10 protein-coding genes are annotated in these 13816 nt (G+C 44.4%); 4 read left to right on the top strand and 6 right to left on the bottom strand.

The window, feature by feature from the left end:
• Positions 1-3: 3 nt before the first annotated feature.
• Both J2Z37_RS19910 and J2Z37_RS19905 read right to left on the bottom strand, forming a co-directional pair.
• Complete coding sequence (locus J2Z37_RS19910) at positions 4-1605, bottom strand: class I adenylate-forming enzyme family protein (RefSeq protein ID WP_209812069.1); 1602 nt, start codon at positions 1603-1605, stop codon at positions 4-6.
• A 220-nt stretch (positions 1606-1825) separates the two neighbouring features.
• Complete coding sequence (locus J2Z37_RS19905; RefSeq protein ID WP_209812068.1) at positions 1826-3409, bottom strand: amidase family protein; 1584 nt, start codon at positions 3407-3409, stop codon at positions 1826-1828.
• A gap of 316 nt (positions 3410-3725) precedes the next feature.
• Here J2Z37_RS19905 and J2Z37_RS19900 point away from each other — a divergent pair, with 316 nt between their 5' ends.
• Entirely contained in the window at positions 3726-5174 is a 1449-nt protein-coding gene (locus J2Z37_RS19900; protein ID WP_209812126.1) for an alanine/glycine:cation symporter family protein, read from the top strand.
• 362 nt (positions 5175-5536) lie between these two features.
• On the opposite strand, the gene J2Z37_RS19895 is transcribed toward J2Z37_RS19900, so the two are convergent.
• From J2Z37_RS19895 to J2Z37_RS19885, 3 genes are all read right to left on the bottom strand, one after another.
• Positions 5537-6442 (bottom strand): transposase, encoded by a 906-nt coding sequence (locus tag J2Z37_RS19895; RefSeq protein ID WP_209812067.1) that lies wholly within the window; start codon positions 6440-6442, stop codon positions 5537-5539.
• A gap of 406 nt (positions 6443-6848) precedes the next feature.
• Positions 6849-8570, bottom strand: coding sequence for a methyl-accepting chemotaxis protein (locus J2Z37_RS19890; RefSeq protein ID WP_209812066.1), 1722 nt, complete (start codon positions 8568-8570; stop codon positions 6849-6851).
• Between the two features lie 133 nt (positions 8571-8703).
• Positions 8704-9846, bottom strand: coding sequence for a stalk domain-containing protein (locus J2Z37_RS19885; protein ID WP_209812065.1), 1143 nt, complete (start codon positions 9844-9846; stop codon positions 8704-8706).
• 295 nt (positions 9847-10141) lie between these two features.
• On the opposite strand from J2Z37_RS19885, the gene J2Z37_RS19880 reads away from it, so the two are divergent.
• From J2Z37_RS19880 to J2Z37_RS19870, 3 genes are all read left to right on the top strand, one after another.
• Positions 10142-10642, top strand: a complete 501-nt coding sequence (locus tag J2Z37_RS19880) for an RNA polymerase sigma factor (protein ID WP_209812064.1) — start codon at positions 10142-10144, stop codon at positions 10640-10642.
• Positions 10643-11419 (top strand): hypothetical protein, encoded by a 777-nt coding sequence (locus J2Z37_RS19875; protein WP_209812063.1) that lies wholly within the window; start codon positions 10643-10645, stop codon positions 11417-11419. It begins immediately after the preceding gene.
• Between the two features lie 73 nt (positions 11420-11492).
• Positions 11493-12335 (top strand): hypothetical protein, encoded by an 843-nt coding sequence (locus J2Z37_RS19870; protein WP_209812062.1) that lies wholly within the window; start codon positions 11493-11495, stop codon positions 12333-12335.
• A gap of 261 nt (positions 12336-12596) precedes the next feature.
• On the opposite strand, the gene J2Z37_RS19865 is transcribed toward J2Z37_RS19870, so the two are convergent.
• Entirely contained in the window at positions 12597-13775 is a 1179-nt protein-coding gene (locus J2Z37_RS19865) for a trans-sulfuration enzyme family protein (protein WP_209812061.1), read from the bottom strand.
• Positions 13776-13816: the final 41 nt, after the last annotated feature.

Genomic DNA, 13816 nt, shown 5'->3' with positions numbered 1-13816 from the left:
TTTTTAAATGGTACGAAGTAAATGTTTCACAACCTTGCCTCCAGGGTTACGCGGAAGCTGGTCGGTAAACTCGATGTATTTAGGTACTTTGTATTTTGCTAGCCGAGGCTTCAAGTAGTCTAGCAGCTCCTCGACTGTCATGCTGTGCCCCTTCCGGCAAACGACAACCGCTTTGACCGCCTCCCCATAAACGGGATCGGGAACACCGACAATCGCTGCTTCGAGAATTTTCGGATGCTGGTACAGCACATTTTCCACTTCGGCGCTAAAAATTTTATCTCCGCCGCGGTTGATCATATCTTTAATCCGGTCCTGAATGACGATGAAACCTTCTTCATCCATGGATGCCATATCACCCGTATGAAACCATCCATTACGAAACGACTTTTGCGTGGCATCTTCATTGCGCCAATAACCCGGAATGACGAATGGGCCCCGAACGACTAGCTCTCCTGTTTCTCCTGGTGGACAATCTTTTCCCGTATCCGGATCAACAATCCGACACTCCCCGTTCGGCACGGCAATCCCCACCGTTTCCTTACGTGATAATTGGTATTCCATCGGCAACAAGGTGGTCGGCGACGTGGTCTCTGTCAAACCGTAGGCGTTTGTCAAGACGACCTGTGGCAACCATTTCTTTAGGGTTTCGATCACGTCTGTCGGCATTGGGGACCCTCCATAAACGATCCGCCGCATAGAACGCCAATCAAAACTTTGATAATCCGCCTCAGCCAAAGCCATCATATAAACCGTTGGGGATCCCATGATATGGGTAACCTGCTTCTCTTCCACCAGTCGCAACATCTCCCGTTTATCATATTGCGGCATCAAGACACAACTGGCTCCCAGGTAGATAAAAGTAGCAAGCTGTGCAGCAAGGCCGGAGATGGTAAACAGCGGGATGGCGATCAACGTACGATCGGTATCCTTCAGCTCGAGGCAATTCACATAATTCAAGATCGTATGGACAAAGTTAAAGTGGGTCATCACGGCCCCTTTGGGCAGCCCCGTTGTACCCGAGGTGTACATAATAAAAATCGGATCATGCTCTTTAACTTCAGCGCTTACCATGATTGGGGCTTCTTGCGAATCTAGCTCAGAGAAAGGTAAAGTCCCCTCCGGAACTGTCTCCCCTGTAACAAAGAACGCTTCACAAGGAATCGCGTCCCTTATCGATTCAATATGTCCCCACCACTGTGGATTGGTCATGATTACGCGGGCGCCGGAGTTCTCCAGCATATACTGCAGTTCCTTGGCCTTTAGCTTTGTATTCAGAATCACGCCAATCGCGCCCAATTGGGCTGCAGCATAAGCACAAATTGCAAATTCCACACTGTTCACCAAAAGAATCCCGATACGATCCCCTTTTTTCAGGTTAAACCTGTGCTGCAACTGATAGGCAACATTGTTCACGCGCTTCTGAAATTCCCGATAGGTTATTGTCGTGGTATCTGTAATAAATACCTCTTTATCCGGGAATCTTCGGGCGCTCTCCTCCAAAGTCTCCGTTAAGGTCTGCGGGCGGTTGGAGTAAACTTTCAGGGGGATCCCAGAAACTTCTTCTTTATGCAATTCTTTTAGAATGTCATCTGACCATTTTACCAACCCTGACCTACCTCCCATGCTTGTCTCTTTTCGAGTCTGCTTGACAGCGAATTCATAACCGAACAATGAAAAAATAAATTAAGTTCCTGTTACTCTGAATTTTCCACCCTAAAATGTTATTCAACAACAATCTCCAATTTTCCTCCAATATTTCGAAAAGTAGGCAAGAAAAAAAGAGGCTAATTTCTTAGCCTCCATTCATCCACGTGATTCCATCGTTTTAAGGTGTGGAATGCGGCATCTTGCGATGCTTTGTAGCTTGTTCGTAGGCATAGCCTATTTCGAACAATGTCGGTTCACTCCAGGGGCGACCCAGGAATTCGATCCCAACGGGCACACCTAGCGGTGCTGTCACTGTCGGTGTAGAGAAACCGCCAGGCACGGTTAATGCTGGGAACCAGGTTCCGGCTGCTAGCATTCCATTCCTACCTGTTTGCGAATCACCTATTTTTACGACCAATTCCTTTTGGTGTGGGTAAACCAATGCATCTAATTGTTGATCTGCCATCACTTTCATCACCAGGTCCCGATTTTCCTGTCGTTTGACTAGGCGATTCTTGTATTCTGGCATTTCCATTGGATTTTCCAATGCCTGGGCGTCTTTCAGGCCTTGTTCAATGGTTGGATGTACACCTGCCGCAAGCAGTTCCGCAACATTCTTGACAGGTGCATCTTCACCCAGGGTTTCTAGGTAGTTGTTAATTAGTGGCTTTGATTCATAAACCTGAACATCCGTTTCACTGGCCAGCTTATCGACATCCAGTTCAGGTACATCCAAATAAATAATCTCCGCACCCTGCTTTTTAAGGTCCTCAATGGCCTGTTCCATCACCTGATTGACTTCCTGATGTTTGGCTTCCGAACCAAATAGTGTCTTCAACACACCAAGCCGTTTGCCTTTTAGGCCGTCTTCTTTCAAGGAATCTGTATAGGTTTTGGGAATATGTCCTACACTCCAAGCTGTTTCGATATCGGCAGGGTCATAGCCCGCTAACACATCAAGCATAACCGCCGCATCTGTCACCGTATTTGTTATAGGGCCTGCTGTGTCTTGGGTTAAGGCAGCAGGTATAATGCCATCTCTGCTTAACAATCCTCTGGTCGGTCTAAAGCCCACGAGATTGTTTGCAGATGAAGGTGAGCGCACGGAATTCACCGTATCTGTCCCCATACCAGCAACTGCAAAATGGCTAGCAATCGCAGCGCCAGTTCCGCCGCTTGAGCCTCCCGGTGTACGGGTTAGGTCATACGGATTTAAGGTTTGTCCAGCCAATGAGCTGACTGTGGTCCCCGAGCGAGCAAGTTCGTGCAAATTCGATTTGGCCAGAATAATTGCCCCGGCATCTCTCAGCTTTTTCGTTAAAAACGCATCATCTGGCGGAATCGAACCCTTCAATGCCTGGGCAGCTCCTGTTGTCGGCATATCGGCGGTATCAAAATTATCCTTCAGAATGATCGGAATCCCATGCAGCGGTCCGCGAATTTTCTTTTGTTTGCGTTCTTCGTCAAGCTTCTTTGCTTCCTCCATCGCATGAGGGTTAATGTAAATGATACTGTTTAGTTTTGGGCCCTTTTGATCATAGGCATCCATTCGTTTCAAGTAATATTGAATCAATTCCTGTGATGTCAGCTGCCCGGTATGTAAGGCTTTTTGAATATCTGGTATGGTTGCTACCGTTAAATCGAGGTGTTTATTTTTTTCACTTGCCGCGGAGTTGCTGGCAGCAGCAGAAAAGGGCAATACGGTTGTCATTACCAAGGTTAACAAAAGATATGACGTCTTTTTCCATGCTGATTTAACCAAATCTCATCCTCCTTTTTCCCATTTAAATTTAAGTAGGTCCTAAGTTGAATGTAATCCTGCGGTCCCTTATTCCAGTCAATCAACTCCTCTTAAAATAATTTAAATTATATTAATATTTATAATGTTTAATTATATGATAGTCAATAGTTACTTTTTCCTAAAAGAATGATTACAGGGCGTTGCAATAAGGCTATTATAGGAGAGGATATGGTTAAATTTACATCCTCTCTATTTAAACAAAATAGTTTTATAGGAGAATGGTTGCATTTTATAATACATACAGGTTTCTTGAATTAGATAAAAAGGGGGCTTTTTTCTGCAGCTTATTGTTGATAGCCTAAATGACATCATTTGGAGTCGCGCCCTGATTCTTCTTTGCCTAGGGGCAGGGTTGTTTTATTCCATATCGACTCGTTTTCTGCAAATTCGTCACTTTGGGCATATGGTAAAAATCATGTTTGAGGGAAAAAGTTCCGATGCCGGTGTATCTTCCTTTCAGGCATTATCGATTGCCCTTTCTGGAAGGGTTGGAACTGGTAATATTGCCGGTGTAGCGACTGCTATTGCTGCTGGTGGCCCCGGATCGATCTTTTGGATGTGGCTAATCGCGTTTTTGGGTGCTGGTTCTGCCTATGTTAAGTCGACACTTGGACAGATCTATAAAAGCAAACAGGAGGGTCAATTTCGTGGAGGGCCTGCCTTTTATATTGAAAAAGGGCTAAAAAAGAGATGGTACGCTATATTATTTGCTATTGTTACTGTTATTTCTACAGGTATTTTAATGCCCGGCGTGCAAGCCAACAGTATTGCGATCGGAATCGACAACGCCTTTGGGATCAATCCAAAAGTAACAGGTATTATTTTGATCATTATTCTCGGAGTGATAATTTTTGGTGGGGTCAAACGGATTGCGCATGTTGCCGAGTTTGTTGTTCCTTTTATGGCATTAGGCTATATTCTCGTAGCTTTAATCATCGTTGGCTCAAACCTTTCCCAGCTTCCCAGCGTTCTATCTCTCATTTTTTCTAGTGCGTTTGGAGTGCATTCCGTATTTGGAGGAATTCTTGGTGCGGCGATATCCTGGGGGGTCAAACGTGGAATATACTCCAATGAAGCTGGACAAGGAACGGCTCCTCATGCGGCCGCAGCGGCAGAGGTAACCCATCCTGTCAAGCAAGGATTGGTCCAGGCCTTTTCCGTCTATATAGACACTTGGTTTGTTTGTTCCGCAACCGCTTTTATGATTCTCTTGACTGGGATGTATAATGTCACGCCTGAAGGATCTGCCCCGATTGTCAACAATTTGGGGGATGTCAAAGCCGGGCCTTACTTTACCCAACAAGCTGTTGAATCTGTACTTCCCGGTTTTGGAGCACCTTTCGTTGCTATTGCCCTGCTCTTCTTCGCCTTTACCACAATCATGGCTTACTATTATATAGCTGAAACAAATCTTGCCTATCTAAATAGAAAGGTGAGAAGGGTATGGTCTGAACACATCCTCAGAATTGCTGTTTTGGGGATGGTTTACTACGGATGTGTAAAAACGGCTGAACTTGCCTGGGCTTTGGGCGATATCGGTGTAGGAAGCATGGCCTGGCTAAACCTGATTGCGATCCTTCTGCTCTCTAGGCCTACTTTAGTAGCCTTGAAAGATTATGAAAAGCAAAAGAGAATGGGACTTGATCCCGTTTTTGATCCGATTAAATTGGGAATTAAAGATGCTGATTTCTGGGAAAATGAATATCAACCTGAAACTCGGGCCTAGTCTTGATGTAGACGTTGTGACTGTGGGGTGGGGGGGTGTGTGTTTTTCCAATTCTTGTAGGCATAATCCCCTCTCCTCAGAAAGGACTGATTTATTTTAAGGTGACTCCTTGGCGAGGTGGTGTTACTTCTTTGTCCCCTATAGGCACTATCCCTTTTGGTCAGGAATTTACTTAGGGATAACTATTTTGTTATTGAAGGATATCGTGAGTCATTGCTGGATGTTAAATAGGGTTACTTTTCTAACTCCTTTAGGCATCATCCCTTTTGCTCAGAAAAACTATTATTGTTGCCCAAGCTGCTTAGAGTGGGCACATTCCCTTCGATCCATAAGCTGGTTGTTGATTGCTTGTTTCCTAACAATTAGATAGGGAGATCGGCCAATTGCTTTGGTTTAAATCTTTTCCTCCGCCCTACTATCGTCCTGTAACTCACCGCTTTCGATGAAGCGCAGCACTGAATAAGGCTACCGAAAAGAGGTGCTTTTTGCAGCAGCCGATTTAATCGATAACAAAATTCATCTAAATAAGCTTGTAAATGTCGACCTCCAATGCCATGAAATGTTTCGTTGATCCAACGTTGGGCAATGGTAAAGATAGGGTATCCTTTTTTAAGTTTGCGTGGTTTTAGCCTCTCTGTAATAAACTCCACTTGGGATTCTTCAGATTGAATATACCGATCGGCAAAGTTCTCTTTTTCTTGACGATTAATCCTTTTCTCCCTTGGAATCTCTACAAGAAGCTTCATTTTAATATAGGTAGGTTCTTTTTGTTCATTCAGGTTGACTCCAACAAGAAGCGGGTGCTCTTCTGCATGTGTGAAGTGTGTAGGATTATAAGGCCGGCCATAGCAGGCATCATGGACTTGCACAATTCCGGATAATTGAACAGAAGCATCCGCCTCACTCATCGCGCGGCGAATTTTATGGAGCATTAACCAGGCAGTTTTATACGTCACATTGATTTCCTTTTTCAAAGCCGTTGCACTAATACCAGGAGAAGGTTGGGATACTAGGAAGATCGCGTGGAACCACTTTTGCAGAGCTGTATGACTTCCTTCCATGACGGTTCCAACGGTTAAAGAAGCCTGGTAGCGGCATCGGGCACATTCATAGAGAGGTAATCTGCGGGTGATAGTCATATAATACTGGCGATGACTGCAACGCGTACAGACAAATCCTTCAGGCCATTTCATTTGAAACAAGTAGTCAGCACAGGCCTCCTCTGTATTATACCGAGACAAAAATTGCTCCAAACTAAGCTCCCCCACCATATTGATCCCTCCTAATAATACGAACGTTTATTCCTATTTAAATAATAACAAACACACGTTCTCGTGTAAAGGAGAATCCTTCGACAAAGACTAGGTCTCTATTACCTATTTCCATCATCTGTTTATTATCCCTCTTCTTCAGTTCAAACATATCGCAGCTTGTTCACACTTTACTCTGCCATCCGCGGATTTTCTTCTGAATAAAAGGGATAGTGGGCAAAGAGTGGTGAAAAGTAATAGGCAATCGGGGCCATACCCTTCTTTTCCATCTGCGGCGTTTCTTCTGAATAAAGGGGATAGTGGGTAGAAGAATGGAAAAAAGATATATCAGGTGACAGCCGGAGCTAATTGAAAAACGAAACGTTAAAAGAAAAACCCAAGGAAAACCTTCCTTGGGCGGAAATCAGCTTATTTTATTCTGATCCGGAACTTTGAACTGTGCAACCTCACGTTGCAGTTCCTCTGCCATTCGGGATAACGATGTTGCAGATCCCGTAATTTCTTCCATTGAGGCTAGTTGTTCTTGGGCTGCTGCTGAGATGTTTTGCGTTCCAGATGCCACGCTTTGTGAAACGGTAGAGATGTTTTCCATTACATGTACAACCTGTTCCGTACTTGCTGACATTTCCTCAGAGGCGGCGGAAATCTCCTGAATCTGTGTCGCCACCTCATCAATCGAATGCTGTATTTCCTTAAACAGCTTACCGGCGTGATGTACCACCCGGATCCCCTTAGCTACCTCATCAGCCCCTTGTTCCATCGAACGAGAAGCATGTTTGGAGCCGGTTTGGATATTTTCGATCAGCTGTGAAATTTGTTCAGATGAATGTGCCGATTGTTCCGCTAGTTTTCGCACTTCATCGGCAACCACTGCGAATCCTCGACCATGCTCCCCTGCTCGAGCTGCTTCAATCGCGGCATTTAGCGCCAACAAATTCGTCTGCCCAGCAATCCCCGATATAACCTGCACAATTTCCCCAATCTCTTGAGAGCGTTGATCCATTTCCTGAATGGCCTGTGATAATTCTGTAATTTTTGCTTGAATGGCATCCATCTGTTGGACTGCCTCTTGAATGGAGTCGTTCCCTTCTGCTGCTTTTTGCGCGGCGTTAAGTGAGACAGACGAAGTTTCCATGGAACTTCTAGCAATCTGCTGAACCCCTGCGGACATATCGTTAATGACCTGGACACCCTCGTCCACGCTTTGCGCTTGTTGGTCTGACCCCGATGCCACTTCCTGAATCACGGCTGTGATTTGTTCCGTAGCCCGGGAAGTCTGCTCCGAGCTTGCCGACAGCTCAGCAGATGCCGCTGCAACCTGCTCTGAATTCAAATGAACCTGAAGGATTAGCCGGCGAAGATTGGATGACATCTGGTTAAACGTTTGTGCCAAATCTCCGATTTCGTCACGATTTTTAATATGTAAAGCTCCAACAGTGAGATCCCCATCCGCAATCGATGCAGCGTGAACCGCTAAGGCATTAAGCGGTTTGGTAATCACTCTGGAAAGGAAATAGCCAATAACAATAGAAAGAACAAAAGCACTAACCGTCATGATCAACGTCAGATTTTTGACAAATCCCGCCAGTTGTTCACTGATAGCCTTTTCCTCCTTCATCATTTCCTCTTGCCGATCAGATGTTTCAGCAGCTAAACGAGTCATTCCGATACCAAGTGGAATAACCTCACTAACTGTTAGGCTTCTTGCCTGTTCGAGATTGGTCCCAGCCGTTTGAATAACCTGTTCCGCTTTGTCTCGAAAGTATTTATTCGATTGCTTGATCAACTCAAAACGCTTCATATCTTGCTCGCTTTCCATAAGTGGCATCGCCTTATCAACCCATTGATCAAGATCCTTGCTTTGCTGACGAAAACTTTCCACAAATTCTTCATTCGGTGCAAGCAAAAATCCCCGCAGACTGTCAGATTGTTGAATAGCGCTTTTTTCAACCTCCTGTGCCGCGGTAAAAATCGTCATTCTCCGCTCCAACAGGTCATTGTACGATGTTTGCATTTGCGATAGAAACGCAAAAATCACACTGCAGGTAACACCAAGCAATAACGCGATGGATAAAAAACCTATCGTTAACTTCTTACCAATGTTAAATCGAAATCTGCCTTTCAAAAACTCCCACCCCTTTTTTCTAGTTGCAGCCGACCTTGTCTTTTTTATATTGGTCCATTTTGACTATATAACCAAATCAGCCAAAATTCAACATTAATCGGGAATTCAGCAAGCAGGGGACAGGGCTTCATTTCTACTTTTTAATAGAATAGGTCACTTCACGTTCTTTATTAGTAAAAGGATGCTTATAGATAAAACGAAGAGAACCGTCTTTTTCACCGACAAATGTGAGTGAGTCTGTGTAGAATGGCAGATCATTTTTCTCTGCAATCTCCTGTTCCTCCTTGGTTAAAAGCTGCTGATACAATAGGACTTTGTTGTTCGTCTTCAAGTCAATCAAGATATGTTTCCCAGTTTTGTTAGGCTTCACAAGCAAGTAATTTTCGCCCATTCCTTCTATAGAGTAAGAATCACCCTCCCCTACCAATCGCACCAAATCATAGGTTTGCGTAACTTTTCCTGTTTGATCCACTAGCTCGATCATTTGCCCGTCAGTAAATACAGCCTGATCTTGATAGATATAACCTAATTTTCCAGTCCAGTAGCGATAATAAGCTTTGGTTTGATAGATGATCTTTTGATCTTTCACAAGAAGTTGGTATGCTTCATTATTAATGTGCGGTTCTCCATAATTATCCCAAATTGTAAGGATCCAGGTGTTCTGACTCCATTTTCTGGCTTCCATCCGTGCAAACTCTTTAATCGGTTCCCCTATAGAACCAATTTCCTTGGCAGGGACAAAAGATTTGGAAACATATAAAGTACCGGTTTTGTCATCCAACCAAAACCGATGATTCTCTATATCGATTCCGTGGCCGATGGTATAGTGCTTTGAATCCGTAATCTCAATCGTTCGCTTTGCAGCTTTCCATTCTACCTGTGCACCGAGTGATTCAGCAACAAAACGGAGTGGCACAAAAGTTTTCCCATTCACTAAACGAGGGACTGCATATAACATAGTTTGCTTTTCGTTGACGATGGCTTCTTTTGAACCAATCCTTAGCTTGGCGTACTGTGGACCGCGGATAACCGTGATCGATTTTGTTTTCCCCTCCCAGTCTACTTGGCAATCAAGTGTTTCCACAGCATCCTTAAGTGGGATTAGCCAGGTTCCTTCCGCAAAATATGGTGGATTTTTTAGAGATATGGTGCTTCCGTTTACTTGGATTTGAACAGGCTGATTTTCCTTTGGTTGAATTGTCTTCGCTTGAACTGTATTTGTTAATAGAATCGTTGCTACTAGTGCCGCAAGACCTGTTATTTTTACTTTTCTCATCAGGTTCCCCTCCCTATGGCTGTATAAGTGTATAGACGTACTTTTTCATAGAAAGTTTCCTTTGGACCTTCCATACCACAGAGGAAAGCTACTCCTTCTTACAGAATTATACCTTTTGAGAGGAATCCTACGATATACATTCCACTCTCCTCTGACCACTCTCCCCTTTCGTCAGTAACCACACCCTTTGACATTCCTTCACATTTTTAGCAGCAAGAAAAATAAAGCGAACCTTTTCCTCAGGAAAATTGTTACATACATAGAAACCAACAAACAGAAAGGAGGGAAATACGCGATGACGCCTCGTGAGGTTTTTGAACTGTATAAAGAAGATGTTTTTCGAACCTGCTATTACATGCTACAAAATCAACAGGATGCCGAAGATGTGTGCCAGGATGTTTTTATTAAGGCGTTTGAACGGGATTTTCTGACCATTGAAAAGGTAAAGCCTTGGTTACTGAGTATCGCCATGAATACATGCCGAAATTTTTTAAAGCGAAGGAGTCGCCAGGGGATCTGGGATTGGACGAAAAAATTAATGGATCCCCATTCCTCAGAAAAAAAATTGATCAATGAGGAAACTCGTTCGGAACTCTTTCAGATCTTGGGGGAACTGCCCGAAAAGATTCGGTCCGTTGTCATTCTTCGGTATTTCCATGATTTGAGCTATGAAGAGATTGCAGAAGTTCTGCAGATAGCAGTTGGAACCGTGAAATCACGCTGCTTTAAAGGACACCAGACATTACAAAGAAAATCCAAGATGCAAAAACTAGCTAAGGAATGGGGGGTTTTATAAATGAGTGAAATGGAAAATCAGTATCGCCAATTGCTTCAGGAAGAGAAGATTCCGCAGGTTGATTTTGATCATATGTGGAGCCGCATTGAAAGGGATATAAAGCCTAGAAAAAAAGCTGTTCCAACGAAGAAGGCCGTGCTCATTTTTTCGACGGCTTTCCTGTTAGTTGTTGGAACCGCCTCGGCCAATTATTTTAGCAAAGTGGGTCAAACCGAAATTAACGTTGTTTCACAACAAGAATTACCGCCTCCTCCGTTCCGATCAACGGAAGTAAATGAAGAAGACGCTCACCCAGATCTTTCGATGTACGGAACGATCACTCGGGAGGAATCAGTGAAATTAGTTGGAACACAATTTGCCCTCCCCTCTTATGTGCCAGAAGGTTTTCAGTTGGCATTTGAAGGGGGCCAGGATTACATGTTCGTGATGAACGAGGACCGGTCCTTTCAGAAGAGGGAGTTAATCCCTATTCTCAAGCATCTTTACCATGCTATTTATACCAACGGAGGCGTCAAACCAGATCAGAAGCAGATGAAGGATGCTGTTCACGTCAGCTACTTCTTTTATAACACTGAGATTAAAAGCTCCATTAATATGGTCGCCGAGAAAACAAAATCTTTTACATTTGAAGGGTATGATGCTTTTTATCAAGAAGATGTGCTCACTGTCTTTCGACCCGGGGAAAAGGATGGATTAACGGAGATTAAGATTTTTGGACCAATCCCTTCCGAGGAAAAAGAGAAGATGATGAAAAGCCTCCTGGATGGATGGAAATAAGTTAAAAAAGCTGTAAGGAGGCCACAACCGCTTTCGTCTATTCATGTAGTTTAATCTGGTGGAGGGATTCTGCATGAAAAAATTACTGTTGTGTACCACATTGTTGGTGACTTGTTTACAAGGGATGGCATCCGCCGCGGCTGTGGCTCCCGCCGAGGTTCGGATAGAGTTATTAGAGAAGGCATTTTCCGCTGCGACGGCCAAAGACGCTGTGAACGCTTGGGCAAAGGGACTGCAGGATCGTAACGGGGCTATTCAGTATGCATATCTGTCAAAAGAACTGCGGGCAAAATATTATTTTGCGATGGAAGAATTGAATTGGGTAACGGGTGGATCCAGTCCGTGGGTCGAGCGTTTTGCGGTGACAAAAGAAAACAAGTTATCTGAACAGAAGGTAGTTTATGATTTAACTTTTGAGGTGACTGATTCGAGCAAGCTGAAAAGGCAGGAACAGGCAAAGGTTACAGCTGTTTTGGAAGATAAGAAATGGGTCATTTCGGACGTCGTAATGGATAAAGATGGGGTTGTGGGCGTACGGTCTCCCTATCTGTCAGGGGAGTTTTATCTTTACGAGGAGGAGGACTTTTCTTTAGCCCTCCCCTCCTCTTGGAAAGGGAAATTGAAAATCGTGAAGGATGAGGAGTTAAATCGAACTGGATTTCTTTATAAAGGCTCAGGCAAAGATGATGGTGCCTTATTCGGAGTCGAGCGGATCGCCCTTCAGGATTGGAATGACTGGGGTCAGGAAACGGGCATGCACACCTATCTAGGTGAGCGAAATGGAATCGTTTATGCGTTAGTGAAAGCATCGGAAATCCCTTACGCGGGTAATCCTGATGGGGTGGAATACCAGGAGGCTTTGGTAATGATGATGAAGGTGAAAGAACTGGTGAATAGTTTTTCTGTGCGGGGCTAGCTTCTGATCAAGCGGGATAGTGGGCACAGGGTTTTAACATAGGCACCCTACCATGGCTAGCGAGGATTTTAACGGAAAAATTTTCCGCTATACTCAAAAATCCTAGCAATATTAGCTCAATAGCGGTAAAAATTTCCGCTATTGAGCTCTAGTAACCCAATTTATCTGTTCCTTTGGCCGAATAAGGGAAAAATTTTCCGCTATTCATCACTTTTCAAGCCCAGATTTACGAATAACGGAAAATCTTTCCGCTATTCTCTCCTATAGCTGCTCCAACGCCTGCTCCAAATCAGCTATGATGTCTTCCGCGTCTTCGATTCCAACAGAAAGCCGCAACAGTCCCATGGTAATTCCCCAGGTTTGTTGTTTTTCCGGTGACCATGCCCGGTGGGAGGTCATCATCGGATGTGACAAGGTTGAGGCGACACCTGCCAGAGATGGCGCGAGATTGATCGATTCAAGGGTGCGTATGAAACGATTGATTTTCTCTTTGTCATCAACCACTTTAAAACTGACCATCCCGCCATAACGCCCATCCAATAGTTTCTCTGCCACCGCAAAAGTCGGATGTGTCGGCAATCCAGGGTAGTAGACCTTTTCAATTTTGGGGTGCTGGGCAAGGAACTGCGCTATTTTCATACCATTTTCACAGTGCTGCTTCATCCGCAAAGCAAAGGTTTTAATTCCTCGCAAAGCCAACCAAGCCTCAAACGGCCCAAGATTACAACCCATGCGCACAATGATTTCCCGCGTCCGGTTGATCTTCCCCTGATCCGATATCACCACTCCTGCTGTAACATCGTTATGGCCGTTTAAATATTTCGTTGCACTGTGGACCACGATATCTGCTCCAAATTCTAGAGGACGAATGACGTATGGTGAAGTAAAAGTGCTGTCCACAATCAATTGGCATTGATGGGCATGCGCCAGATCAGCCAAAGCGCCGATATCCATCACCGTAAGTAAAGGATTTGCCACGACTTCTGTGACAAAAGCCTTCGTATTCGGTTGGATGGCACTCTCTACGGATGAAAGATCGTGAAAAGAAGCAAAGCTGTACTCAACTCCAAGTCTGTTTAACTCTTTTTCCAATAAGGCACCGGTTACACCGTAAATCTCCGAGGAACAAAGGACATGATCCCCCGCTTGAACACAGCTGAGGATCCCGGCGCAGATCCCAGCCATCCCCGAAGAGGTGACCACCGCTGCTTCCCCGCCTTCAAGATCAGCATAGACTTGCTCCAAAGCGGATGGATTAGGATTTTTGTCACGGGAATATAAGTAGGAATCACTGGAAGGTTCAAAATAGCTTTCCATATGGCTTAAATCATCAAAAGTAAAAACAGAGGTTTGATAAATTGGCATTGCTTCCGGACGATTGGATAGATGGATGTCCTTTCCCCCATGCACAGAACGAGAGGAGAAGCCTTTCTTTTTCATTGCCTTTTGCCTTCTTTCGTTTTTAAATTGGTCTCGTAGAA

This window comes from Ammoniphilus resinae, assembly GCF_017873965.1.
Lineage (GTDB): Bacteria > Bacillota > Bacilli > Aneurinibacillales > RAOX-1 > Ammoniphilus_A > Ammoniphilus_A resinae.
This window is presented reverse-complemented; position numbering and strand designations above follow the sequence as displayed.

What these genes read in the sequence shown, in the direction of transcription:
- J2Z37_RS19885 (WP_209812065.1), bottom strand. Translation starts at nt 9,846, where the DNA reads ATGAGAAAAGTAAAAATAACAGGTCTTGCGGCACTAGTAGCAACGATT.
- J2Z37_RS19880 (WP_209812064.1), top strand. Translation starts at nt 10,142, where the DNA reads ATGACGCCTCGTGAGGTTTTTGAACTGTATAAAGAAGATGTTTTTCGA.
- J2Z37_RS19875 (WP_209812063.1), top strand. Translation starts at nt 10,643, where the DNA reads ATGAGTGAAATGGAAAATCAGTATCGCCAATTGCTTCAGGAAGAGAAG.
- J2Z37_RS19865 (WP_209812061.1), bottom strand. Translation starts at nt 13,775, where the DNA reads ATGAAAAAGAAAGGCTTCTCCTCTCGTTCTGTGCATGGGGGAAAGGAC.
- J2Z37_RS19870 (WP_209812062.1), top strand. Translation starts at nt 11,493, where the DNA reads ATGAAAAAATTACTGTTGTGTACCACATTGTTGGTGACTTGTTTACAA.